Below are 22,275 nucleotides of genomic sequence, written 5' to 3'. Positions count from 1 at the left end.
TTCGTTCAGGCTTTCCCCGTTCTCTCCTTCTCACTCCCCGGCCTTGTGCCGGGGCCTACCGACCCGCGTAACGGGTAGCAGCGAAAATCGATGCGTCCGAGGTGCCCGACCGTGGGCCCCGGCACGAGGCCGGGGAGTGCATCTGATTAGGTTAAGCCGGCTACCCCAGCCGCCGGCGCAGCCAGTCGGTGAGGTGTTCCATCGCCAGGACGATCACGAAGATCGCCAGGATGATCGCCGAGGCCTTGGGGTACTGGAACAGCTCGAAGGCGCTCTTCAGCTCCTGGCCGATCCCGCCGGCGCCGACGATGCCCAGCACAACCGAGGACCGCACCGACAGCTCCAGCGCGAAGAGCGAGGTGTTGATGAAGGACGGCATGCATTGCGGCACCACCGCGGCGGCCAGCACGTCGATCTTGCGCGCACCGACCGCTTCCAGCGCCTCGCGCGGTCGCTTGTCGCTGTCCTCCATCGCCTCGGCGAAGAACCGGCCGCAGAAGCCGGCGGTGTCGACGATGATGGTCAGGGTGCCGGCGATGGCGCCGAGCCCGACCGCGGAGACGAAGAAGAGCGCCCAGACCAGGTCCGGCACCGTGCGGAACAGGGAGACGGCTCCCCGCGCCAGCCAGCGCAGCCGGCCCAGCGGGCTCAGGCCCGCGGCGGAAAACCAAGCGAGCGGAAAGCTCAGCAGGATGCCGAACAGGGTTCCCACCAGGGCGATCTGCAGCGTCTCCACCAGCCGCATGCCCATGCGTTGAAGAAAGGCCGGATCGGTCTCCGGCGGCAGCATCCGCTCCAGCAGCGAGCCCATCCGGGGCACCGCCCCGATCAGCCGGTCGGCGGAGGGGGCCACCTCGCCGATGGACGCGAGCAGGACCGCCCCGGCGGCGACCAGCAGGGTGAAGCGCAGCGGGGTCAGCCGGGGCCAGCGCGCGATGTCGCGGGCATCGGGACGGCGGACCGGGCGGGAGGAGGTCGCATCAGCCACGGTAAATCGGCTCCAGGTCGGCTTCCGTGAGGTCCGCGGCGGCGGCGTCGAACACGACCCGGCCTGCCTTCAGCGCCACGATCCGGTCGGCATGCTCCAGGGCGTGCCGCATGTCGTGGGTGGTGTAGACCAGGGTGCGGCCCTGCTCGGCGGCGAGGCGGGTGAACAGGCGCATGATGTCTAGGCCCGCGGCGGGATCGAGGCTGGCGGCCGGCTCGTCGGCGAAGAGCAGGTCGGGACCGTGGACGATGGCCCGGGCGATGGCGACCCGCTGCGACTGGCCGCCGGACAGGGTGTCGGCCCGCGCCGTCGCCCGGTCGGCGAGCCCGACCGCGTCCAGCGCGTCGAGGGCCGCATGGCGCAGGCTTGCCGGGGCAAGCGACTGGTGCCAGCTCCGCCAGCCATGGCCCTGGCCGAGCGCGCCGTTCACCACATTGGACAGCGCGCTGGTGCGGCCCACCAGCCCGTGGAACTGGAAGACGAAGCCGAGCCGGCGGCGCAGGGCGGCGCGCTGGCGGGCGTTGGGCTGCTGGGTGAAGCGCTGGCCGAGGATCTCCACCGCGCCGCCGGTGATCGGGATCAGCCCGACCAGGGCGCGCAGCAGGGTCGACTTGCCGGCCCCGTTGGCGCCGAGCAGGGCGACGCGCTCGCCCGGGTGGATGGCCAGGGTCACGCCGTTCAGGACAGCCGGACCACCGGCGAAGCGCTTGTAGACGGCCTCGGCGGCGATCAGCGGTGCTGCTTCCGGCGCCGGAGCGGGCGCCTGGGCCGGGCGGACGGGCTCCGCATGGAGCGGTGAGGGATTGAGCAGGGCTGTCATGATGTCAGCTCGGCGGGCGCCGACCGGTCTGGCCGGCGCCCTGCCTGCCTCAGTTGCCGACGAAGTTCTTGAAGCCGTCGACGCCGATCGTCTTGTACATCGAGCGGACGTAGTCGTAGTCGCTGTCGTCCACCGTCGCTAGGAAGAAGCCGCCCTTGTACTTCTGATTGTCCTCGCCCTTCAGCACGGCCATGAGCAGGGACTTGCCGTCCTTCACGAAGGCCTGCTTGATCTTCTCCATGGCCGCCGGATCGGCGTCGGCGCGGGCGACCAGAATGTCGTTCGGCAGATCGCGGCCGCGGGCGACCACGGTGAAGGCGACGTCCGGATAGGCCTCGCGGGCGCGCTGCAGGTGGCTGTAGTTCATGCCGATGGCGGCGATGTCGCCGCGGATCAGCGCTTCAACCGCGACGTTGCGGGAGATGATCTTCGGCTCGTAGTCGGTGCCGTAGACGAGGCCGACATCGGCCAGCGCCTGCGCCGGGCCGAGATGCTGGGAGGTGGAGCCGACGGAGCCGAAGGCCACGCTCCTGCCCTTGAGGTCCTCCACGCGCCGGACCGGACCGTCGGCCAGGGTGACGACCTGGGCGAAGTAGTCGGGACGCTGCCAGCCGACCACGATCTTCGCGTCGGTCAGTTCCTTGATCACCACGTATTCGGCCGGACCGGTGAGCACCAGGTCGACCTGGCCGGCATTGATCGCTTCCACCGCGGCGGTGCGGTTGCCGACCGGGAACAGCTCGATCTCGAGGCCGGTGCTCTTCTCGAGCGCCGCCTCGAACGGACCGAACTCGCTCTGCAGGGCCTCCAGGCCCTCGATGTCGGTGACGGCGATCTTGATCGCGTCGGCCGCAGTGGCGAGCGACGGGGTGGCGACCGCCAGGGCGGCGGCGGCGAACAGGGCACGAAGGTTCATGATGGCCTCCTCCAGAGGGCGGGCAGATGCCCGGATCATTCGGAAGGCCTAGGCGCTATCACGCGCCCCGTATCGCCGGTGTGACGGTGCGGTGTCGGAACGGCGTCGGTTGCGTGATGGTTTGGTGACCGTGGATGGGTCGGGATGGATGTCTAGAGGAGGTTGTCGAAGGCCTGGGGCGCGCAGGGCGGACGTGTTTAGAACAACACGCGATCGTCATCCCGGACGCGCCCGGACCCGATCCGGGGGCGGGCCGGGACCCTGGTCTGAGGTTTGGGCTGGGTCCCGGCCGATCCCCGGGTCAGGCCCGGGGGGACGCCGGGATGACGGCAATGAGTGGATAAAGGGTCCCAAAAAAGCAAAGGGCCGCCCCGAAGGACGGCCCGTCGCAAACCATAGCGTTCGAAGAAGGGATCAGGTCTCGACCTTCTCCTCCTCGCCCTCGGCGGCGGCGGCTTCCGGCTCCAGAAGCTCTTCCACTTCCGGGGCCTCGTCTTCCATCCGCTCTTCCTCGTCCAGGATGCCGCGGTCGAGCGCACGGCCCAGACGGGCCTGGGTCTCGGCTTCGTCCTGGGACCGGGCGATGTTGACGGTCACGTTCACCGCCACTTCCGGGTGGAGCTGGATGCGCACCGGCTCCAGGCCGAGGGCCTTGAGCGCCTTGTCCAGCTTGACCTGGCCGCGGCCGACGGTCACGCCGGCGGCGGTGACCGCGTCGGAGATGTCGCGGGCCGACACCGAGCCGTAGAGCTGACCGCTCTCGCCGGCGGCACGGACCAGAACCACGGTCATGCCGTCGAGGGTCTTGGCGACCTGCTCGGCCTCGGACTTGCGCTCGAGGTTCTCGGCCTCGAGCTGAGCGCGACGCGCCTCGAAGACCTTGCGGTTGCCTTCGTTGGCGCGCAGCGCCTTCTTCTGCGGCAGCAGAAAGTTACGGGCGTAGCCCGGCTTGACCGAAACCACATCGCCCATCTGGCCGAGGCTCTCGATCCGTTCCAGCAGGATGACTTCCATCGTCCTCACTCCTTCTCTTGCGGGCCTACGCCCCCCGGATAGGTATCCGGATTTCCTCATCAGGGCGGCGCCGAGGCGACCGCTTGTCCTTATCCGCCGACGCTCATTCCTGCGGGGGAGGCCCCGCGCGACGGCGAAAATCGAAAACCACGTCCAGCATTCCAACCAGCACGATCACGGCGGCCGCCGCCCAGCTGAAGACGATCAGCAGGGCATAGGTTCCGCCGAGCCACAGGCCGCCGCTGCCGCTGCGCCGGGCCAGGGCGTGCACCACGCCGAGCCCGGTGAACAGTAAGAGCAGCAACACCACCGGAACCATGTTCTTGGCGGCAAAGCCGATCCCTTCCGGCAGATAGGCCAGGGCCAGCACCGCCACGAGCACGAGCACGATCCAGCGCGGCGCCCGCAGGTCGGCGATATCCGGCGTCGGCAGGGTCGCCTTTCCGAACCGGCGCAGCAGAAGCTGCGCGAGCCCGGCGCTGGCCGCCGTCGTCAGCACCCATCCCGCGGCCGCGAAGGCCGGGAACAGACTGGCCAGGGAGGACAGCATGTCCTGAAGCTCGTCCATCGGAAGCGGCGGTTGCCCAGCCTCCTCCGCGTAGCTGGAGAGCGCCTCGAACGTCTGCTGCAGCTCCTCCGCGATCACCCCCTGCATGCCGCCCGGCTGCCCGGACAGGATCAGGCCGGCCAGCGCGATCATCGCGCAGGCATAGGCGATCAGGGTGAGCAGCAGGACCCTGGGATGGCTGCCGCTCCGTTCCGCCTGCCAGACCAGCAGGCCGGCCGGAACGCCGGTCATCGCCGCATGATAGGCCGCGACGTCGAGCCCCAGGGACAGGCCGAGGGCGACGAAGGCAGCCGCGGCGGCCGCCATGCCCAGAACCGCCCCGTAGGCCAGACCCACCAAAAACAGCGGCAGCGAGGTCAGAGACAGCTGCAGCATCGCGAAGAACGGCGACGGATACACCGCTACCGTCATCAGCGCGCTCGCTGCTGCCGCTATTCCAACCGTTAGCCAACCGTAGTTCATGAGGGGCCATCGTCGTGCCGACGCTCGTCAGGGTGCCGCCGGATGCTGGTCCGGTCGCTCAGCTCACCACGAACGGCAGAAGCGCCATGTTGCGGGCACGCTTGATCGCGCGGGCCAGCTCACGCTGCTTCTTGGCCGAAACGGCGGTGATCCGGCTCGGCACGATCTTGCCGCGCTCGGAGATGAAACGGGACAGCAGCTTGGTGTCCTTGTAGTCGATCTTCGGCGCGTTGGCGCCGGAGAACGGGCAGGACTTGCGGCGGCGCATGAACGGCTTGCGCACGGCCGCGCGCGCGATCTGCAACTGGCTCATTCTGCATCTCCCTTGCTGGAGTCACGGTCGCGGCGGTCGCCACGATCGCCGCGGTCACCCCGGTCTCCGCGATCGCCACGGTCCCCGCGATCACCACGGTCGCCGCGGTCACCACGCTCGCCCCGGCCGCCACGGCCGCGGTCGCGGTCGGACTTCGCCTGCATCATGATGGAGGGGCCTTCCTCCAGCTCTTCGACCTTGATGGTCATGTAGCGCAGCACGTCTTCGTTCAGACGCATCAGGCGCTCCATCTCGGTCACCGCCTCGGAGGGGGCATCGAGATTGAAGAGCACGTAGTGGCCCTTGCGGTTCTTGTTCACCTTGTAGGCGAGGTTCCGCAGACCCCAGTACTCGCGCTTCTTCACTTCGCCACCGAGACCGGCGACGACTTCAGCGAACTGGTCGGTCAGCTGTTCGACTTGGGTGGACGAAACGTCCTGGCGTGCGATGAACACGCTCTCGTAGTACGGCATCGCGCACTCCTTGTGGATGTTGCGCCCGGGGCATCACCCCTCGGGCAAAGCCACATCGGAGCGTTTATGGCGGGCCGATGCAGCAAGGAGCTATGGTCGCCGGACACCAGGGTGCCCGGAAGAGCGCGCACAATACGCAGAATTCCGCCGCGCGCAAGGGTTTTCCCCGGGGTAGGATGGTGTAGGCGTGTTCCCTGCGTAGGCGTGTTCCCTGCGCCCTATACCCTCCCTCGTCTTCCCGGCCTTGTGCCGGGACCGAGGGTGATGCTTGCCGGAGCGTCGCAGGATAACCACCCTGGTTCCAGCAGCGCCTTTTCTAGGTCCCGGCGCAGGGCCGGGAAGACGAGGGAGATTAGTAGGGAAAGCGATGACGACGGCGAAGAATGCCAAGACCGAACCCCCGACCTCAACTCCCGCCAATCCCGGCGTGCGGGCCAGTGCCGAGGCGCGTCGCCACCAGGCGGCGATGCGGCACGATCCGGCCGTGCTGCGTCACCTCTTCGAGAGCGGCGACTACCCCTACAAGTCGCCGATGGAACGTGCCTCCTACGACAAGCAGAAGCGCGACCTGCAGATCGAGCTGCTGAAGCTGCAGCGCTGGGTGAAGGACACTGGCCAGCGCATCGTCATCGTCTTCGAGGGTCGCGACGCCGCCGGCAAGGGCGGCGCGATCCGGCGCTTCATGGAGAACATGAACCCCCGCGGGGCCCGGGTCGTCGCCCTGGACAAGCCGAACGACCGCGAGCAGGGCCAGTGGTACTTCCAGCGCTATATCGAGCACCTGCCGACCCGGGGCGAGATCGTGCTGTTCGACCGCTCCTGGTACAACCGGGCCGGCGTCGAGCGGGTGATGGGCTTCTGCGACGAGGCGGAGTACCGCGAGTTCCTGCGCGAGGCGCCGGAACTGGAGCGGATGTGGGTCCGCTCGGGCATCCGGCTGTTCAAATACTGGTTCTCGGTCAACCGCGAGGAGCAGGCCAAGCGGCTGCACGGGCGCGAGATCAACCCGCTGAAACGCTGGAAGCTGTCGCCCATGGACCGGGAGTCGGCGCGCCGCTGGGACGCCTATACCGAGGCGAAGGAGACCATGTTCTTCCACACCCATACCGCCGACGCACCCTGGACGATCATCAAGGCCTCGGACAAGAAGCGGGCGCGGATCGCGGTGATCCGCCACTTCGTCCATTCCCTGGACTATCCGGGCAAGAACACCCGGGCGGCGAAGACCCCGGACCCGCTGATCGTGGGCAGCTGGTAGTCCGACAACTGTACCCTGTGCGCCTTGACAAGCCGGCCGGTCCGTCGCAAACGACGCCCCGCCGCCACGGCCCCGACGCCGTGAGCGCGAAGAGATTGATACGGGAGGAACGATCATGGCCGGCACCGCGCGGGCACTCGTGTTTCCGGGCCAGGGCAGCCAGGCCGTCGGCATGGGCAAGGACCTCGCCGACGCCTATCCCGCCGCCGCCCAGGTCTTCGAGCAGGTCGACGACGCGCTCGGCGAATCCTTCTCCAAGCTGATCTTCGAAGGGCCCGAGGACAAGCTGACCCTGACCGCCAACGCCCAGCCGGCGCTGATGGCCGTCAGCCTCGCCGCCCTGCGCGCGATCGAGGCGGAGAGCGGCAAGACCATCGCCGAGATCTGCGATTACGTGGCCGGCCACTCCCTGGGCGAATACTCGGCGCTGGCCGCCGCCGGCACCCTGGACATCGCCATCGCCGCCCGCCTGCTGCGCCTGCGCGGCGAGTCGATGCAGAAGGCCGTGCCGGTGGGCGAGGGGGCGATGGCCGCCCTGATCGGCGCCGACCTGGAGACCGCCGAGAAGATCGCCGCCACCGCCCGCCCGGGCCCGGACGGCGACCAGGTCTGCGACATCGCCAACGACAACGGCGGCGGCCAGATCGTGCTCTCCGGCCATGCCGAGGCGATCGAGCGGGTGCTGACCCTGGCGGGCGAGCATGGCGTGCGCCGCGCGGTGAAGCTGCCGGTGAGCGCCCCGTTCCACTGCTCGCTGATGGCCCCGGCCGCTGACGTGATGGCCGACGCCCTGGCCGCGACCGACCTGCGCGCGCCGCTCGTGCCGCTGATCGCCAACGTGACCGCGGCACCCTGCGACGAGCCCGACGACATCCGCCGCCAACTGGTCGAACAGGTGACCGGTCGGGTACGCTGGCGCGAGACGGTGGAGAGCTTCGCCGGACTCGGCGTCACCGCCGTGGCCGAACTGGGGGCGGGCAAGGTGCTGTCCGGCATCGTGAAGCGCATCGACAAGTCCGTCGATGCCCACGCCATCAACACGCCGGCCGACGTCGCCGGCTTCGTCGCCGCGCTCTGACGGCGCGCAGTGACGGCGCAACGCAACGGGAGGAAGACATGTTCGACCTGAGCGGCAAGACCGCCCTGGTGACCGGGGCGACCGGCGGCATCGGCGCCGCCATCGCCGAGACCCTGCATCGTCAGGGCGCCCACGTGGTCCTGTCCGGCACGCGCCAGGCGGTGCTGGAGGAGAAGGCCGCCGCCCTGGGTGACCGCGTCTCCGTCGCCGCCTGCAACCTGGGCGACGCCGAGGCGGTGGAAGCCCTGCCGAAGGCGGCCGAGGCGGCCGCCGGCGCGCCGATCGACATTCTGGTCAACAATGCGGGCATCACCCGGGACCAGCTGCTGATGCGCATGAAGGACGACGACTGGGATCAGGTGATCGCGGTCAACCTCACCTCGGGCTTCCGCCTGTCGCGCGCCCTGGTGCGCGGTATGATGAAGAAGCGCTGGGGCCGGATCATCGGCATCTCGTCGATCGTCGGCGCCACTGGCAATCCGGGGCAGGCCAACTATGCCGCCGCCAAGGCCGGCATGGTCGGCTTTTCGAAGGCGCTGGCGGCCGAAGTCGCGAACCGGGGCATCACGGTGAACGTTGTCGCTCCGGGCTTCATCGCCACGGCGATGACCGACGCGCTGCCCGATGCCCAGAAGGAGAAGCTCCTGGAGAGCGTTCCGGCGGGCCGACTCGGCACGCCGGAGGACATCGCAGCCTCCGTGCTATACCTCGCCAGCGAAGAGGCGGGCTATGTCACGGGGGCGACGATCCACGTCAATGGCGGCATGGCAATGCTTTGACGCCGACTGACGTCGGATAGCCTGTAAAAGCGGGCGGGTGTGCTGGTCTTAACAAAAGACTTGTGTTACAGCCCGCCGATCCAAATATCGCGGGTTCGCCGGAATACGCGGCGGGGCGCGACAACTGGGCAGCGAAAGCGCCCGCAGTAGAGAGAGATCAGAGGTTCAGGACCATGAGTGACGTTGCCGAGCGGGTTAAGAAGATCGTCGTCGAGCATCTGGGTGTGGACGAGGCGAAGGTGACCGAGGATGCCAGCTTCATCGACGATCTGGGCGCCGACAGCCTCGACACCGTCGAGCTCGTGATGGCGTTCGAGGAGGAGTTCTCCTGCGAGATCCCCGACGACGCGGCCGAGAAGATCCTGACCGTCAAGGACGCGATCGACTTCATCAAGAGCCAGGAAGGCTGAGTCGACTGCCGGAGCCCCGGCTCCGGCGCCGTCTCGCTTCGTGCAGCTGGAAATGAGTGACGTCATGCGACGCGTCGTCATCACCGGCCTCGGGATGGTCAGCCCGCTTGGGTGCGGTGTTAAGACCAACTGGGACCGTCTGATGGCCGGTAAATCCGGCATCCGGGCAATCGACAGCTTCGACGTTTCGGATCTGCCGGCGAAGATCGCCGGTATGGTTCCGGAAGGGACGAAGGCGGACGGCGGTTTCGACCCGTCCGAATGGGTCGAACCCAAGGAACAGCGGAAGATCGACCGTTTCATTCTGTTCGGCATGGTCGCCGCGCAGCAGGCGGTCGAGGATTCCGGCTGGCTGCCGACCGAGGTTGAGGACCAGGAACGCACCGGCGTCATGATCGGCTCCGGTATCGGCGGCCTGACCACGATCGCCGAGGCGGCGGTGCTGCTGCAGGAGCGCGGTCCGCGCCGCATCAGCCCATTCTTCATTCCGTCGGCTCTGATCAACCTGGTCTCCGGCCAGGTCTCGATCAAATACGGCTTCAAGGGCCCGAACCATTCGGCGGTCACCGCCTGCGCCACCGGCGCCCATGCCATCGGCGACGCCGCCCGGCTCATTGCGCTGGACGACGCCGACGTCATGGTCGCCGGCGGGGCGGAAGCGGCGATCTGCCGCCTCGGCGTGGCCGGCTTCGCCGCCGCCCGGGCCCTGTCGACCGGCTACAACGACAGCCCCGAGGAGGCCTCGCGCCCCTGGGATGAGGGCCGCGACGGCTTCATCATGGGCGAAGGTGCCGGCGTGGTCGTGCTCGAGGAGTACGAGCACGCGAAGAAACGCGGCGCGACGATCTATGCCGAGGTGATCGGCTACGGCCTGTCCGGCGACGCCCACCACATCACGGCGCCGGCCGATGATGGGGATGGCGGGTTCCGGGCGATGAAGGCCGCGCTGAAGCGGGCGCAGATGTCGCCGGACGACATCGACTACATCAACGCCCACGGCACCTCCACGCCGCTCGGCGACGCGATCGAGTTCGGCGCGGTGAAGCGTCTCTTCGGCAATGCCGCGGCCAACGTGTCCATGTCGTCGACCAAGTCGGCGATCGGCCACCTGCTCGGGGCCGCCGGTGCGGTCGAGGCGATCTATTCGGTCCTCGCGATCCGCGATCAGGCCGTGCCGCCGACGCTGAACCTGCATAATCCGTCCGAGGGTATCGACGGCATGGATCTGGTGCCGAACCAGCCGCGCGAGCGTCAGGTCCGCACCGCCCTGTCGAACTCCTTCGGCTTCGGGGGCACCAACGCCGCCCTCATCTTCTCCAAGGTCGCCTGACCGGCGGCGGAGGGATGGGGCGCTGGCTGCTCCGTCTGGCGTCCCTGCTGCTGTCGGCGGCGGTGATTGCCGGGTTCGCCGGGGTCTGGGCCTGGACCGAGTTCACACGTCCGGGCCCGCTCGCCGAAGAGACGACCGTCGTCATCCCCCGCGGCTCCGGCATGGAGACGATCGCCCACCGGCTGCTTGAGGCCGGGGTGATCACCGATCCCCGCATCCTCGCCATCGGCGCCAAGATCACCGGCAAGGCCCGTCGACTGAAGGCCGGGGAATTCGCCTTTCCCGCTGCGGTCAGCCCACGGGGCGCCCTGGACATCCTTGAGAGCGGGGTGACGGTCGTTCGCCGGGTGACGGTGGCCGAGGGGCTCTCCAGCCTCCAGGTGGTCGCCGTGGTCAATGCGGCCGAGGGCCTGGAGGGCGAGATCGAGGAGGTGCCGCTGGAAGGCACCCTGTTGCCGGAAACCTATCACTACGCCTTTGGCGACGACCGGGCCGACATCGTCGCCCGCATGCGCGCCGAGATGGACGAGACCGTCAACGCGCTGTGGGAGACCCGCGCGCCCGATCTGCCGATCGCCAGTCCGCAGGAGGCCGTGATCCTAGCGTCCATCGTCGAGAAGGAGACAGGCGTGGCGGAGGAGCGTCCGCTGGTGGCCAGCGTCTTCGTCAACCGGCTGAACCGGGGCATGCGGCTGCAGTCGGACCCGACGGTGGCCTATGGCATCGCCGGCGGCGAGGGGCTGGACCGGCCGCTGACCCGGACCGACCTGAAGACCGAGACGCCGTACAACACCTATGTGATCTCCGGCCTGCCGCCGGGACCGATCGCCAATCCGGGCGCCGCCGCCATCGCCGCCGTGCTGCAGCCGGCGGAGACCGACTATCTGTACTTCGTTGCGGACGGGACCGGCGGCCACGCCTTCTCCAAGACCCTGGCCGGCCACAACCGCAACGTCCGCGCCTGGCGCAAGCACCAGCGCGAGAAGCGGGTGGAGTAGCCCTTCAGCTCTTCCTCGGCAGCCGCCGCAGGATCGGGTCGGTCCAGGCCGGCGGCAGGGCCTGGAGCAGCCACACGGCCGCCGCCATCGGCAGCGGGAAGCTGATCCGCCCCCGGTTCCGGGCCAGCCCCTTTCGGATGATCCGGGCCGCCCGGTCGGCATCCATGATCAGCGGCATCGGGAAATCGTTCACATCGGTCATCGGCGTGCGCACATAGCCCGGGCAGATCACCGACACATTGAGCCCCTTGCCGTGTAGACTGCCGCGCAGGCCCTCGCCCAGCACTTTCACGGCCGCCTTGGACGCGCAGTAGCTTGGCGCCCCGGGCACGCCGCGATAGCCGGCCAGCGAGGCGACCAGAGCGAGCTGGCCGTGGCCGCGCGCTTCCATCCGTTCGATCGCCGGCAGGATCGTGTTCAGCACGCCATCCACATTGGTGGCGAAGACCGCGCGCACCTGCTCCCCCGGCTCGGCCCCGTCGCGCCCGGCGGTGCCGGCGGAAATGCCGGCATTGGCAATCACCAGGTCCAGTGGGGCGGCATCGTCGCAGGCCTCCACCCAGGCCTTCACTGCCGCCGCATCGCAGACATCGACCACCGCGATCTCGCAGTCGGCTCCCTGTGCCCTCGCGCGCTGTGCCACCGCCTCCAGCCGCTCGGCGCTGCGGCCCGACAGGAATAGCCGTACCCCCGGCGCGGCGTATTCGTCGGCCAGGGCTGCGCCGAGCCCGCTGGAGGCTCCGGTGATCAGGATCGCGTTCGGGTCGGCCATGATCGTTGCCTCCTGCTTGGCGCCTCGGGTGCCCATGGATATAAGGGCCGGGACGTTTGATTTCGAAAGGATATCCCGTGAGCGAACAGAGCGCCCGCGTCACCAGCATGACCGGTTTCGCGCGCAGCGACGGCGGCGCCACTTCCACGTCCGACGACGGGGCCGCCACCGCCTGGTCCTGGAGCTGGGAGATCCGCAGCGTCAATTCCAAGGGCCTTGACCTGCGCATGCGCCTGCCCTCGGTCGCCGAGGGCTGGGAGCAGCAGGTGCGCGAACGGGTCTCGGCCTCGGTGAACCGGGGCTCGGTCACGGTGAACTGGACCCTGGAGAAGGCCGACCGGGCGACCGCACCGGAACTGGTGGTGAACGAGGCGTTTCTGGAGACCGTGCTGGGCCTGCAGCAGAAGTTGGAGGACAGGGGGCTGGTGTTCCCGACCGCGCCGAGCCTCGACCGGCTGCTGAACGTGCGCGGCGTGCTGGAGACGGTGGAGCGGGTGGCCGACACGACGGTCATCGAACAGCTCCAGGCGCCGGCCTTCGCCGATCTGGACAAGGCACTGGCCGCGCTGGTCGAGGCGCGCCACCGCGAGGGCGCGCGGCTGGAGACGGTACTGCTCGGCCACCTGGACGAGGTCGACGCCCTGACCGCCGACGCGGCCAAGGTCGCCGAAGCCCAGCCCGCCGCCCTGCGCAAGCGGATGGAGGGGCAGCTCGCGCTGCTACTCCAGGCCTCGCCGCCGGTGTCGGAGGAGCGTCTGGCCCAGGAACTGGCGCTGCTCGCGACCAAGGCCGATGTCCGCGAGGAGACCGACCGGCTGGCGGCTCATGTCCATGCCTGCCGCGACCTGCTGAGTGGCGGCGGGGCGGTGGGGCGCAAGCTGGACTTCCTGTGCCAGGAGCTGAACCGCGAGGCCAACACCCTGTGTTCCAAGGCCATCGACCTGGACCTGACCAATATCGGGGTCGAGCTGAAGACGCGGATCGAACGGTTCCGCGAGCAGATCCAGAACGTCGAGTGAGCCGGAGAACCGACCCATGATCACCAGACGCGGCCTGATGCTCGTGCTGTCCTCCCCCTCCGGCGCGGGCAAGACCTCCATCTCCCGCAAGCTGCTGGAGCGCGAGGACGACCTGTCCATGTCGATCTCGGTCACCACCCGCCCGCGGCGTCCGGGCGAGGCGCATGGGAGCGACTACTTCTTCATCGATCCCACCGAATTCCAGCTCATGGCCAACCGCAACGAACTGCTGGAGCACGCCAAGGTCTTCGGCAACTACTACGGCACCCCGCGCGGGGCGGTGGAGAAGGCGCTGGCCTCCGGCAAGGACGTGCTGTTCGACATCGACTGGCAGGGCACCCAGCAGCTCGCGGCCAACGCGCGCCAGGATCTCGTGAGCGTGTTCATCCTGCCGCCCTCGACCCGCGAGCTGGAGCGCCGCCTGCGGACCCGTGCCCAGGACAGCGACGAGGTGGTCGCCCAGCGCATGGCCAAGGCGGCGGACGAGATCAGCCACTATCCGGAATACCAGTACATCGTGCTGAACGACGACATCGCCGCGAGTGTGGAGAAGATCCGCGCCATCCTCCATGCCGAGCGCCTGAAGCGGGAACGGCTGGTGGGGCTGCCGGACTTCGTGCGCGGGCTTCAGGACGGCAGCGGGGACTGAACGCCCCGCCGCTCGGTTCTTCGATGCGCGCTACTCCGGCAGCCAGAGCTGATCCTCATGGCCCACGGTCAGGGTGCGGGGCTCCGAGACGGCGGAACTCTGCCACGCGGCGATGCCGCCCGCGCGGTCCGGCGCGATCTCGGTCGCCGCTCCGGCCCAGCCGTCCACCAGGGCCCGGCGCATCGCCGTCTCGCCCGGGCCGATCACCCAGTCGCTCGCCGCCGTCTCGACCCCGTCCAGCAGGGCCGACAGCGCCGCCGGCGCGTCCGGCCCCAGGGCCGGGCCGAACCCCTTGTCGCCGCGCTGGTGGCGGTTGACCAACTCGCGGATCTCCGCGTCGCCCGCGGTCTCCTGCTCCCAGGAAATCCGACCGTCATAGGTCAGCACCACCAGCACCGCACAGCCGATCGTACGGACGCGCGCCGCCAGACGCGCAAGCCACGCCTCCGACACCAGGTCGATCAGCGCCGAGGCGGTGACGAGATCCGTGCCGGCGGGGATCAGCCCGTCGAGGTCGCCGGCCAGGTCGCCCTGGCGCACATCCACACCCGGATGCCGGCGCGTGGCTTCCGTCAGCAGGGCATCGTCGGCATCCACCAATGTCCAACGCTGCTCGACCGGCAGGCGAGGGGCGAGATGGGCGAGGTTGTTGCCCGACCCGGCGCCGAGATCGACCACCGAGACCGTCGATCGCCCGGTGAGCCAGTCGGCCAGCCGGGCCTCCAGGTCGGTCGCTCGGGCGGCCGTGTCATAGGGCGCACGCAGCGCCAGCCAGTCGGGGGAGAAACTCATGCCAGTCTCCCGGCAACGTCGGCGAACTCGGCCCGCATCTGGGCCCAGGTCCTCAAGGTCTTCGCCGCCGCCCGGGCGCCCTCGGCGAGCGCAGCGCGGTGGTCGGCATCGTCGATCAGCCGGATCAGGGCGCCGCGCAGCGCCGGCACGTCGGATGCCGGCACCATCACCCGGGCGGATGCGGGAACGGATTCCGGCAGCGCGCCGGCGTCGCTGGTAATCACAGGCAGGCCCCAGCGAACGGCCTCCACGGGGGCGATGCCCCAGCCCTCGTGCAGGCTGGGGAAGACGAAGGCGTCGGCCCGCCGCCAGTGATCCTCCAGCTCCGCCTCGGTGACCGCGCCGGCGAGGCTCACCCGGCCGGCAAGTCCAGGCTCCCGTGCCATCGCGGCCAGCCGGTCGCCATAGGCCGGGTCGCGGGCCTCACCGACCAGGGTGAGGCGCCAGTCGAGCCCGGCAAGCGGGGCCAGTGCCTCCAGCAGCAGGTGCTCGGCCTTGCGCGGAATCAGCGTTGCGACGCAGAGCAGGCGCAGCGGGCCGGGCTCCCGGCTGTCGCGGAAGCCGAGGTCGGGGGCGGGATCGACGCCCGGCACCACCGCCGTCACCCGGCCGGTGTCGATGCCGAGTTCGCCGAGGCGGGCCCGGGTGGTGCGGCTGGTCACCAGGATGTGCCGGGCATGGGCGAGGGCGGCGGTCTCCTTTTGCAGCCAACCTTCCCGGGCTTCCTTGCTCAAACCGGTCTCGTCGCCCAGCGGGTGATGCACCAGGGCGATGATCCGCAGCCGCTCGGCATGGCGGGCGATGGCGGGCGCCAGAGCAGTATAGGCGAGGCCGTCGACGATGACCCGATGGCCCTTCGGCACGCCGGCGAGGGCGGCCTGGCCCGCTTCCAAAGCGTCCGCACTGCCGTCCGGAAAGGGACCGTCGACCCGCAGGTTATCGGCCAGCAGTCCCGCCGCGCGCAGCCCGTCCACCGCATGCCGGTCATAGACGAAGCCGCCCGTCGGGGTTGCCGGATCGCCGGGGGTCAGGAAATGGATGTCGGCGCGGGTCACCGATCCGGCTCAGAGCGTGCCGCGATAACCGGCCGAGGCGACGTGGGATTCGTTGAACACCACCTCCAGCGAGTGGAGCTCGTTGCCGGCCCGCCCGAGGCCGCCCGACCGGGCCACCGCCGCGATCCTGTCGAAGGCGGTCTTGGCCAGGAACTCCGTGGTGGTGTTCACGCCGGCGAATTCCTCCAGCTCGTCCAGGTTCTGATAGGCCCAGGGCTTCAGGGTCTCGGACAGGGTGGTGTGGGCGGCACCGATATCGACCACCACGCCGTTGGCATCCAGGGTCTCGGCGTTGATCCGCAGGTCCACCACATAGGTGGCGCCGTGCAGGCGCTGGGCGGGACCGAACAGGTCGCCCTTGAAGGAATGCGCGATCATGACGTGGTCGCGCACGGTGACGGTGAACATGCGAACTCCTTCAGTCCGGATAGCGGATGCGATGACATAGGGCGGGCAGGCGGCCATCGGCAAGGGCGGCCATGGTCGCCGGCAGGTCGTCGAAGACGCTCTCGCCGTCGATCAGGACGTCCAGGGCGGGGTCGGCCAGCAGCGACAGTGCCTTGTCCAGGCGGCGGGCATAGCCCCAGCGCGGCCGATGCGATGGCGCGACCATGCCGACCTGGGTGGAGCGCAGGACAAGGCGCCGGCTGTGGAACGCCTCGCCCAGGGGCAGGGGGACGGGAGTGACGCCGTGCCAGCTCGCCTCGAGCACGGTCGCCTCCAGCCCGGCGAGACCGAGGGCGGTGGCGAGGCCGCCCGGCGTGCCGCTGGCATGGACCACGACGTCGGCATCGTACCCGTCCGATGCATCGCCCGCGTATGGGATGCCAAGCGCCTTGGCGACGGTCTCGCGCTTGGGGTTCGGGTCGATGCCGACAAGTTCGATGCCTGGGATCCGCGCCGTCAGATAGGCGATCAGCAGTCCGACCACGCCGAGCCCGACCACGGCCACCCGGTCGCCCGGCGCGATGCCGCTGTCCCACAGCGCGTTCAGCGCGGTCTCCATATTGGCGGCGAGAACGGCGCGGGCGGCGGGGACGTCCTCGGGTACGGGGCGTACCATGTCGGCCGGCACGACGAACCGGTCCTGGTGGGGGTGCAGGCTGAACACGGTGCGCCCGTCCTCCAGGGATCCCACGGCGCAGTAGCCGTACTTGACCGGCCCCGGGAAGCCGCCGGCCTGGAACGGGCAGCGCATGACGGCGTGCTGGCTCTCCGGCACCCGGCCGGAGAAGACCAGGGTCTCGGTCCCCCGGCTGATCCCGGAAAACAGGGTGCGCACCGCGACCTCGCCCGGACCGGCGGGGGTGAGCGCCTCCTGGCGGATCTCGCCCTGTCCCGGCCGGACAACCCAGAATGCTCGGGCCTGCGCCATGCTCGCCTCACGCGGTTGTGGACCGGCCCGCCAGTTGCCGCTCCGGTTCGCCGTACTAGGTTGCCCCGTACTAGCCCGGGGAGGGGCCAGCCGGAAGGAGGAATGGACGATGCCGACTCACATCCCCGCGATGTCCCGTATCCCCGCGGCGCTCGGCCGCGCGGCGGCCGTGCCGCTCGTGGCGGCCAGCCTCTGCCTGATGCCGGGCCTCGCCCGGGCGCAGCCCTATGAGTATGTGATTGATCGGGAGCATGTGGCGGTCGCCTTTTCGGTCGGTCACCTCGGCTTCGCCGACGTCCTGGGGCGGTTCCTGGAGGTGACGGGGTCCTTCACCTTCGACGAGGAGGCCCGCGCCCTCAGCGACGTGACCGCCGAAATCCAGACGGCCAGCGTGACCTCCGACCACGAGGCCCGCGATGACCACCTGCGCAAGAAGGACTTCCTGTGGGCAGAAGAGCATCCGGTCATCCGCTTCACCGGGACGGGGGCGGAGCCGACCGGGGAGCGGACCGGCAAGGTGTTCGGCGACCTGACGATCCGGGGCGTCACCCAGCCGGTGGTTCTGGATGTGACCTGGAACCGCAGCGGCCGCTATCCCTTCGGCGACAAGCACTATGCCATCGGCATCTCCGCGCGCGCCACGATCAAGCGCTCCGACTTCGGGATGACCTACGCCCTGGAAGGCGACATGGTCGAGGATGAGGTCGATATCGTCCTCGAGTTCGAGGCGATCCGGCAGGAGTAGCGCGCGGGGGCTTATTGCCCGCTCTATCCCTTCCCCCTCATCGTCTTCCCGGCCGTGCGCCGGGACCAAGACCCACCACGCGCTGGAGCGCCGGGCCGAACTTCCGGAGGCTCCGGCGCTCCCCCGTTCTCGATCCCGGCGCACGGCCGGGGAGACGGGACGGGGGAAGGCCTGTCGGAGCCTCACTCTCCCACCTCTCGCTTTTTCCCGCACTCCCGGGCCCCGTGCCGGGGCAGGAGAGCGCATACCTCTTGACATGATAGAGTTTCGATATATCTTTTATTTCGATATAACGAAACTCTATCGAGGAACATCATGAGACACCACCACGACCACCACGAGGATCATCACCATCACGGCCGCCACCGCGGCCGCCGCTTCGCCCACGACGACGACGGCCATCGGGGCGGCCATCGGGGCGGGCGACGCGGACATCGCGGAGGCGGCGGAGGCGGCGGAGATCGTCACGGCGACCACCGTGGCGGGCGCCGCTCCGGCCGGCTGTTCGACCACGGCGAGCTGCGCTACGTCGTCCTCGCCCTGATCGCCGAGCAGCCGCGCCACGGCTATGAGATCATCAAGGAGATCGAGGACCGGGTCGCCGGCACCTACACGCCCAGTCCGGGTGTGATCTACCCGACCCTGACCCTGCTGGAGGAAATGGGACACGCCACGGTGAGCGAGGAGGGCGGCAAGAAGCGCTATGCCATCACCGAGGAGGGCAGCGCCTTCCTGGACGGCAACCGCCCCGCGGTAGATGCCGCCATGGCCCGCATGGACGCCTTCGCCGCCGAAGGCGGTGGCGGGCGCGATCCCCAGGTCGTGCGCGCCATGGAGAACCTGAAGCTGGCGCTGCGCCTTCGCCTGGGGCGGGGACCGCTCAGCGAGGAGCAGGCCCGCACCGTGGCCGCCGCCCTGGATGCCGCCGCCCTTGCGGTGGAGCAGAGCTGATCCGCACCGGCACATCCCGGCTGGGGCTTGATCCGGCGCGGATCAGCCGCGAGGCTGCCGGCGACGCTTCTCCCGCGAAGGAACCTCCGATGACCGAGACGCCGACACGGCGTGGACCGTGGATCGTGAATGCGAGCCGGCAGGTCTACGACAACAAGTGGATCCAGGTGAGCGAGCATGACGTGACCAACCCGGGCGGCAAGCCGGGTCTCTACGGCGTGTGCCACGTGAAGGGCCTCGCCGTCGGCGTGGTGCCGGTGGATGCCGACGGTCATGTCTGGCTCGTCGGCCAGCACCGGTTCCCCGGCGACTACTATTCCTGGGAGCTGCCCGAGGGCGGCGGCGATATGGCGGTGGCGCCGATCGAGTCCGCGCGGCGCGAGCTGAAGGAGGAGACCGGCCTGACCGCCGCCGGCTGGCAGGAGCTCCTGCGGCTCGACTTCTCCAACGCGATCACCGACGAGATCGGCATCGGCTTCCTCGCCTGGGACCTGACGATCGGCGAGCCGGAGCCGGACGACGACGAAAGCATCGAGATCCGCCGCCTGCCGTTCGGCGAGGCGCTGGATATGGCGATGGACGGCGGAATCCGCGACGCCTTCTCACAGCTCATGCTAATGAAGGTCGACATCCTCGGCCGGCGCGGGATGCTTCCCGAGCCGGTCGCCCGGGCGCTGGGCTATATGGGCAAAGCTATCGCGGCACGCCGAGGTCGTAGGTGATCGAGCGGAGGTGGTCGATCAGCATCCGCCGGTCCTTCAGATGGGCCAGATGCTCGAACGGGATGGTGTCGCCGATGGTCAGCGGCATGTCCGTGCCGATCTTGTTGGCGACCTCCTTGAACAGCAGCGCCTCGCGGAAGGTCTGGCTGACATTGCTGGCGAACTGGAACAGCTTGCTGTTCTGCCCCTCGAAATAGACCGGCACCACGCTGGCCTTGGCCGAGACGATCAGCTTGGAGGTGAAGGGCTTCCAGTCCGGATCGACCGCCCGTCCGAAGGCCGAAGGAGCGGTGGAGACCGTGCCGCCCGGGAACACCACGATGGCGCCGCCCTCGTTCAGTTCCTGCAGGGCCAACTTGCGGGTCTCGATATTGGTCGCCAGCGCCTCTCGGCTTTCCGCGAAATCGATCGGCAGCAGGAAGGGGCGGACTTCCGGGGCGCGGAACAGCACCGAGTTGGTCAGCACCTTGAAGCGCGGCCGGATGCGAGAGGTCAGGTAGCTGATCACGATCCCGTCAAGAACGCCGAACGGGTGGTTGGCGACGATCACCAGCGGGCCGTCCTTCGGCACCGCCTCCCATTTGGCCTTGTCGTAGATCAGGTTGAGCTGCAGCTTGCGCACCGCCGCCGACCAGAAATCCTCGTCCGGCACCGGGTTCAGGCGGTGTTCCAGATACAGCCGCTTCACCCTGGGCTGACCGGTCATCTTCTCCACCGCCTGGATCACCAGACGTTTGAGAAATGGGTGTTCCGCCGAGGCGTAGGAGAAATAGGGCAGCTCTGGCGGTTCGGCCGCGCGTGCGGGTCTCAGACGTCTCAGCAGGGCGGTCGTCGGGCCTTTGACCATGGCGCTTCCGGTCGGGGCTTCTTTTTCGGCGATACTCGCGGATGGTCGCCCGGCGGCGGGCATCGGGTCAAGGATTGCGGAGACCGGTGACGCTCAGCTGTCGGCCCACATGCGCAGCAGGTTCAGCCGCGCCTTCTCGACCCGCAGCATCAACTCCTCGTCGCCCTTGGTGGTGACCAGACGGTCCATGACGGCGGCCAGGTCGCCGATGATCTCGCGTTTGGCCGGATCGCGGACCATGCTCTCCATCCAGGTCACGATCGCCATGCGCCGGCCCTTGGTGACCGGGTTCACCCGGTGGCGGTAATGGGTCGGATAGAGCACCGCGTCGCCGGCCTTGCCCTTGTAGACCTGCTCGCCGAAATCGGTGATCAGCACCAGTTCGCCGCCCTGATAGGCGCCGGGATCGTTCAGGAAGATCGTCATCGACAGGTCGGTGCGCATGCCCGGCCAACCGCCCATCAGGGCCGCGTCGATATGGTCGCCGTAGCGGTGCCCCTCGGTATAGGAGGCGAAGATCGGCGGCAGGATGCGCCGCGGAATGGCGGCGATCGCAACGGTCGGGTCCTGCTTGATGATCGACAGCACGAAATCGGCCATCTCCCGGTATTCCGGGCTGTTCGGCGCCACCTGGGTGTTCTTCTTGATCTCCTTGCCCAGCGGGCCGCCGCTCATGGAGCCGTCGGCGAACTTCGCGCTGAACAGGCGCTTGGCGATGGACTGCACCTGCTCCTTGGTGAGCAGACCTTCGATCACCGCAACCATTTCCGCCTCCCGAATGACCCGACCGGTGTTGACCAGGGCGCAATCCACCCCACCTTGGCCTTTCGATCAAGTCACTCTGTGGCAAGTCACTCAACGGAAGAGGATTTCATGGGACAGCTGGTCGAAGGCGTTTGGAAGACCGGCGATGTGCGCGGCGCGACCGAGGACGGAAATTTCAAGCGCAAGGAGAGCGCCTTCCGCGACTGGATCCGCGACGAACCCGATGCGCGCTTCCAGCCGGAGGCCGGGCGCTACCATCTCTACGTGTCCTATGCCTGCCCCTGGGCACACCGCACCCTGATCTTCCGCAAGCTCAAGGGGCTGGAGACCATGATCGGCGTCACGGTGGTCGACCCGCTGATGCTGGAGAACGGCTGGCAGTTCACCGACGAGCATCCGGATACCCTGCACGGGGCGGAGTACCTGCATCAGGTCTATACCCGGGCCGATCCGAAATACACGGGCAAGGTCACGGTCCCGGTCCTGTGGGACAAGAAGGAAGGCACGATCGTCAGCAACGAGTCGGCCGAGATCATCCGCATGTTCAACAGTGCCTTCGACCGGATCGGTGCGAAGCCCGGCGATTATTACCCGGCCGACCTTGCCGAGGAGATCGAGGCGGTGAACCAGCGGGTCTACGAGACGGTGAACAACGGCGTGTACCGGGCCGGTTTCGCCACCAAGCAGACGGCCTACGAGGCGGCGTTCGACGAGCTGTTCGACTCGCTCGACTGGTTGGAGGAGCGCCTGAGCACCCGGCGCTACCTGATGGGCGAGCGGGTGACGGAGGCCGACTGGCGCCTGCTGCCGACCCTGCTGCGCTTCGATCCGGTCTATCACGGCCACTTCAAGTGCAACCGTGACCGGGTGGTCGATTTCCCCAATCTCTGGGCCTATACGCGCGAGCTGTACCAGTGGGGCGGGGTTGCATCCACGGTGCATCTCGACCACATCAAGACTCACTACTACGGCAGCCACCGCACGGTGAACCCGACAGGCATCGTGCCTAAGGGCCCGCGGATCGATTTTGCCGCTCCCCATGACCGGGACCGGCTGCGGGCGGCGGCCTGACGGGAGCCGGAAACGCTGCGACTCGGCGGATTTGCGAAAACGGCACGGCTCTTGCTTTGACCCTGATGAGACATCGGATCGACGGCTATCCGTCGGTCTAGCCAA

General features: G+C 68.7%; 26 protein-coding genes. 12 read left to right on the top strand and 14 right to left on the bottom strand.

From position 1 onward, the window contains the following. Positions 1 to 160: 160 nt before the first annotated feature. The 7 genes from phnE to rpsF form a co-directional block, all read right to left on the bottom strand. Positions 161 to 988 carry a phosphonate ABC transporter, permease protein PhnE gene (phnE, locus tag ACOQOP_RS09050; RefSeq protein WP_420565999.1) on the bottom strand — a complete coding sequence of 276 codons (828 nt, stop codon included), beginning with the start codon at positions 986 to 988 and terminating at the stop codon, positions 161 to 163. Next, positions 981 to 1,808, bottom strand: coding sequence for a phosphonate ABC transporter ATP-binding protein (locus tag ACOQOP_RS09045; RefSeq protein ID WP_420565998.1), 828 nt, complete (start codon positions 1,806 to 1,808; stop codon positions 981 to 983). Before ACOQOP_RS09045 ends, phnE begins: the two co-directional genes overlap by 8 nt. 49 nt (positions 1,809 to 1,857) lie before the next feature. Next, positions 1,858 to 2,724 carry a PhnD/SsuA/transferrin family substrate-binding protein gene (locus tag ACOQOP_RS09040; RefSeq protein ID WP_420565997.1) on the bottom strand — a complete coding sequence of 289 codons (867 nt, stop codon included), beginning with the start codon at positions 2,722 to 2,724 and terminating at the stop codon, positions 1,858 to 1,860. 414 nt (positions 2,725 to 3,138) lie between these two features. Then, the gene (rplI, locus tag ACOQOP_RS09035; protein ID WP_420565996.1) at positions 3,139 to 3,738 is read right to left on the bottom strand and encodes a 50S ribosomal protein L9; all 600 of its coding nucleotides are present in this window, start codon (positions 3,736 to 3,738) and stop codon (positions 3,139 to 3,141) included. 103 nt (positions 3,739 to 3,841) lie between these two features. Next, positions 3,842 to 4,717 (bottom strand): DUF2232 domain-containing protein, encoded by an 876-nt coding sequence (locus ACOQOP_RS09030; protein ID WP_420565995.1) that lies wholly within the window; start codon positions 4,715 to 4,717, stop codon positions 3,842 to 3,844. A 109-nt stretch (positions 4,718 to 4,826) separates the two neighbouring features. Then, complete coding sequence (gene rpsR, locus ACOQOP_RS09025; protein ID WP_175474174.1) at positions 4,827 to 5,081, bottom strand: 30S ribosomal protein S18; 255 nt, start codon at positions 5,079 to 5,081, stop codon at positions 4,827 to 4,829. Then, positions 5,078 to 5,554, bottom strand: coding sequence for a 30S ribosomal protein S6 (rpsF, locus tag ACOQOP_RS09020; protein ID WP_420565994.1), 477 nt, complete (start codon positions 5,552 to 5,554; stop codon positions 5,078 to 5,080). Before rpsF ends, rpsR begins: the two co-directional genes overlap by 4 nt. Positions 5,555 to 5,921: 367 nt before the next feature. Here rpsF and ppk2 point away from each other — a divergent pair, with 367 nt between their 5' ends. The 6 genes from ppk2 (at position 5,922) to mltG (ending at position 11,407) form a co-directional block, all read left to right on the top strand. Continuing rightward, on the top strand, positions 5,922 to 6,812 hold the full coding sequence (gene ppk2 / locus ACOQOP_RS09015; RefSeq protein ID WP_420565993.1) for a polyphosphate kinase 2: 891 nt from the start codon (positions 5,922 to 5,924) through the stop codon (positions 6,810 to 6,812). 115 nt (positions 6,813 to 6,927) lie between these two features. Beyond that, entirely contained in the window at positions 6,928 to 7,890 is a 963-nt protein-coding gene (fabD, locus tag ACOQOP_RS09010; protein ID WP_420565992.1) for an ACP S-malonyltransferase, read from the top strand. Positions 7,891 to 7,928: 38 nt separating this feature from the next. Beyond that, a complete protein-coding gene (gene fabG / locus ACOQOP_RS09005; RefSeq protein WP_420565991.1) occupies positions 7,929 to 8,669 on the top strand; it encodes a 3-oxoacyl-[acyl-carrier-protein] reductase in 741 nt (246 codons plus the stop codon). 173 nt (positions 8,670 to 8,842) lie between these two features. Continuing rightward, complete coding sequence (locus ACOQOP_RS09000) at positions 8,843 to 9,079, top strand: acyl carrier protein (protein ID WP_420565990.1); 237 nt, start codon at positions 8,843 to 8,845, stop codon at positions 9,077 to 9,079. 64 nt (positions 9,080 to 9,143) lie between these two features. Continuing rightward, positions 9,144 to 10,409, top strand: coding sequence for a beta-ketoacyl-ACP synthase II (gene fabF / locus ACOQOP_RS08995; RefSeq protein WP_420565989.1), 1,266 nt, complete (start codon positions 9,144 to 9,146; stop codon positions 10,407 to 10,409). A 14-nt stretch (positions 10,410 to 10,423) separates the two neighbouring features. Next, on the top strand, positions 10,424 to 11,407 hold the full coding sequence (mltG, locus tag ACOQOP_RS08990) for an endolytic transglycosylase MltG (RefSeq protein WP_420565988.1): 984 nt from the start codon (positions 10,424 to 10,426) through the stop codon (positions 11,405 to 11,407). Between the two features lie 4 nt (positions 11,408 to 11,411). Here the strand turns inward: mltG and ACOQOP_RS08985 are convergent, their stop codons facing one another. Next, complete coding sequence (locus tag ACOQOP_RS08985; protein ID WP_420565987.1) at positions 11,412 to 12,179, bottom strand: SDR family NAD(P)-dependent oxidoreductase; 768 nt, start codon at positions 12,177 to 12,179, stop codon at positions 11,412 to 11,414. Positions 12,180 to 12,256: 77 nt separating this feature from the next. Here ACOQOP_RS08985 and ACOQOP_RS08980 point away from each other — a divergent pair, with 77 nt between their 5' ends. Together ACOQOP_RS08980 and gmk are read left to right on the top strand one after the other, a co-directional pair. Beyond that, positions 12,257 to 13,198 carry a YicC/YloC family endoribonuclease gene (locus ACOQOP_RS08980; RefSeq protein WP_420565986.1) on the top strand — a complete coding sequence of 314 codons (942 nt, stop codon included), beginning with the start codon at positions 12,257 to 12,259 and terminating at the stop codon, positions 13,196 to 13,198. Positions 13,199 to 13,214: 16 nt separating this feature from the next. After that, entirely contained in the window at positions 13,215 to 13,847 is a 633-nt protein-coding gene (gene gmk, locus ACOQOP_RS08975) for a guanylate kinase (RefSeq protein ID WP_420565985.1), read from the top strand. 30 nt (positions 13,848 to 13,877) lie between these two features. Here the strand turns inward: gmk and ACOQOP_RS08970 are convergent, their stop codons facing one another. The 4 genes from ACOQOP_RS08970 to ACOQOP_RS08955 are packed head-to-tail and all read right to left on the bottom strand — an operon-like array spanning position 13,878 to position 17,069. After that, positions 13,878 to 14,639: a class I SAM-dependent methyltransferase gene (locus ACOQOP_RS08970; RefSeq protein ID WP_420565984.1), complete on the bottom strand. Its 762-nt coding sequence runs from the start codon at positions 14,637 to 14,639 to the stop codon at positions 13,878 to 13,880. Then, entirely contained in the window at positions 14,636 to 15,694 is a 1,059-nt protein-coding gene (locus tag ACOQOP_RS08965; RefSeq protein WP_420565983.1) for a glycosyltransferase family 4 protein, read from the bottom strand. Before ACOQOP_RS08965 ends, ACOQOP_RS08970 begins: the two co-directional genes overlap by 4 nt. A gap of 9 nt (positions 15,695 to 15,703) precedes the next feature. After that, complete coding sequence (locus tag ACOQOP_RS08960; RefSeq protein WP_420565982.1) at positions 15,704 to 16,102, bottom strand: 6-pyruvoyl trahydropterin synthase family protein; 399 nt, start codon at positions 16,100 to 16,102, stop codon at positions 15,704 to 15,706. Between the two features lie 10 nt (positions 16,103 to 16,112). Further along, positions 16,113 to 17,069 carry a dehydrogenase gene (locus tag ACOQOP_RS08955; protein ID WP_420565981.1) on the bottom strand — a complete coding sequence of 319 codons (957 nt, stop codon included), beginning with the start codon at positions 17,067 to 17,069 and terminating at the stop codon, positions 16,113 to 16,115. 109 nt (positions 17,070 to 17,178) lie between these two features. Here ACOQOP_RS08955 and ACOQOP_RS08950 point away from each other — a divergent pair, with 109 nt between their 5' ends. From ACOQOP_RS08950 to ACOQOP_RS08940, 3 genes are all read left to right on the top strand, one after another. Beyond that, the gene (locus ACOQOP_RS08950; protein ID WP_420565980.1) at positions 17,179 to 17,814 is read left to right on the top strand and encodes a YceI family protein; all 636 of its coding nucleotides are present in this window, start codon (positions 17,179 to 17,181) and stop codon (positions 17,812 to 17,814) included. A gap of 315 nt (positions 17,815 to 18,129) precedes the next feature. Beyond that, positions 18,130 to 18,765: a PadR family transcriptional regulator gene (locus tag ACOQOP_RS08945; protein ID WP_420565979.1), complete on the top strand. Its 636-nt coding sequence runs from the start codon at positions 18,130 to 18,132 to the stop codon at positions 18,763 to 18,765. Positions 18,766 to 18,854: 89 nt separating this feature from the next. Then, positions 18,855 to 19,487, top strand: a complete 633-nt coding sequence (locus ACOQOP_RS08940; RefSeq protein ID WP_420565978.1) for an NUDIX domain-containing protein — start codon at positions 18,855 to 18,857, stop codon at positions 19,485 to 19,487. On the opposite strand, the gene ACOQOP_RS08935 is transcribed toward ACOQOP_RS08940, so the two are convergent. Next, positions 19,459 to 20,334, bottom strand: coding sequence for a lysophospholipid acyltransferase family protein (locus ACOQOP_RS08935; protein WP_420565977.1), 876 nt, complete (start codon positions 20,332 to 20,334; stop codon positions 19,459 to 19,461). The two genes, ACOQOP_RS08940 and ACOQOP_RS08935, sit on opposite strands and share 29 nt — an antisense overlap. 93 nt (positions 20,335 to 20,427) lie before the next feature. Further along, on the bottom strand, positions 20,428 to 21,099 hold the full coding sequence (locus tag ACOQOP_RS08930; RefSeq protein ID WP_420565976.1) for a Fe2+-dependent dioxygenase: 672 nt from the start codon (positions 21,097 to 21,099) through the stop codon (positions 20,428 to 20,430). A 108-nt stretch (positions 21,100 to 21,207) separates the two neighbouring features. Here ACOQOP_RS08930 and ACOQOP_RS08925 point away from each other — a divergent pair, with 108 nt between their 5' ends. After that, positions 21,208 to 22,170, top strand: a complete 963-nt coding sequence (locus tag ACOQOP_RS08925) for a glutathione S-transferase family protein (RefSeq protein WP_420565975.1) — start codon at positions 21,208 to 21,210, stop codon at positions 22,168 to 22,170. The last annotated feature ends 105 nt before the right edge of the window (positions 22,171 to 22,275 follow it).

It is taken from the genome of Thalassobaculum sp. (genome assembly GCF_965223715.1).
GTDB lineage: Bacteria > Pseudomonadota > Alphaproteobacteria > Thalassobaculales > Thalassobaculaceae > Thalassobaculum.
This window is presented reverse-complemented; position numbering and strand designations above follow the sequence as displayed.

Coding starts and splice junctions, on each gene's coding strand:
- gmk (WP_420565985.1), top strand. CDS start 13,215: ATGATCACCAGACGCGGCCTGATGCTCGTGCTGTCCTCCCCCTCCGGC.
- rplI (WP_420565996.1), bottom strand. CDS start 3,738: ATGGAAGTCATCCTGCTGGAACGGATCGAGAGCCTCGGCCAGATGGGC.
- fabF (WP_420565989.1), top strand. CDS start 9,144: ATGCGACGCGTCGTCATCACCGGCCTCGGGATGGTCAGCCCGCTTGGG.
- rpsR (WP_175474174.1), bottom strand. CDS start 5,081: ATGAGCCAGTTGCAGATCGCGCGCGCGGCCGTGCGCAAGCCGTTCATG.
- ACOQOP_RS08940 (WP_420565978.1), top strand. CDS start 18,855: ATGACCGAGACGCCGACACGGCGTGGACCGTGGATCGTGAATGCGAGC.
- ACOQOP_RS08960 (WP_420565982.1), bottom strand. CDS start 16,102: ATGTTCACCGTCACCGTGCGCGACCACGTCATGATCGCGCATTCCTTC.
- ACOQOP_RS09030 (WP_420565995.1), bottom strand. CDS start 4,717: ATGACGGTAGCGGTGTATCCGTCGCCGTTCTTCGCGATGCTGCAGCTG.
- rpsF (WP_420565994.1), bottom strand. CDS start 5,554: ATGCCGTACTACGAGAGCGTGTTCATCGCACGCCAGGACGTTTCGTCC.
- fabD (WP_420565992.1), top strand. CDS start 6,928: ATGGCCGGCACCGCGCGGGCACTCGTGTTTCCGGGCCAGGGCAGCCAG.
- ACOQOP_RS08930 (WP_420565976.1), bottom strand. CDS start 21,099: ATGGTTGCGGTGATCGAAGGTCTGCTCACCAAGGAGCAGGTGCAGTCC.
- ACOQOP_RS08955 (WP_420565981.1), bottom strand. CDS start 17,069: ATGGCGCAGGCCCGAGCATTCTGGGTTGTCCGGCCGGGACAGGGCGAG.
- fabG (WP_420565991.1), top strand. CDS start 7,929: ATGTTCGACCTGAGCGGCAAGACCGCCCTGGTGACCGGGGCGACCGGC.
- ACOQOP_RS09000 (WP_420565990.1), top strand. CDS start 8,843: ATGAGTGACGTTGCCGAGCGGGTTAAGAAGATCGTCGTCGAGCATCTG.
- ACOQOP_RS08945 (WP_420565979.1), top strand. CDS start 18,130: ATGAGACACCACCACGACCACCACGAGGATCATCACCATCACGGCCGC.
- ppk2 (WP_420565993.1), top strand. CDS start 5,922: ATGACGACGGCGAAGAATGCCAAGACCGAACCCCCGACCTCAACTCCC.
- ACOQOP_RS08950 (WP_420565980.1), top strand. CDS start 17,179: ATGCCGACTCACATCCCCGCGATGTCCCGTATCCCCGCGGCGCTCGGC.
- ACOQOP_RS08925 (WP_420565975.1), top strand. CDS start 21,208: ATGGGACAGCTGGTCGAAGGCGTTTGGAAGACCGGCGATGTGCGCGGC.
- ACOQOP_RS08985 (WP_420565987.1), bottom strand. CDS start 12,179: ATGGCCGACCCGAACGCGATCCTGATCACCGGAGCCTCCAGCGGGCTC.
- mltG (WP_420565988.1), top strand. CDS start 10,424: ATGGGGCGCTGGCTGCTCCGTCTGGCGTCCCTGCTGCTGTCGGCGGCG.
- ACOQOP_RS09045 (WP_420565998.1), bottom strand. CDS start 1,808: ATGACAGCCCTGCTCAATCCCTCACCGCTCCATGCGGAGCCCGTCCGC.
- ACOQOP_RS09040 (WP_420565997.1), bottom strand. CDS start 2,724: ATGAACCTTCGTGCCCTGTTCGCCGCCGCCGCCCTGGCGGTCGCCACC.
- ACOQOP_RS08935 (WP_420565977.1), bottom strand. CDS start 20,334: ATGGTCAAAGGCCCGACGACCGCCCTGCTGAGACGTCTGAGACCCGCA.
- ACOQOP_RS08970 (WP_420565984.1), bottom strand. CDS start 14,639: ATGAGTTTCTCCCCCGACTGGCTGGCGCTGCGTGCGCCCTATGACACG.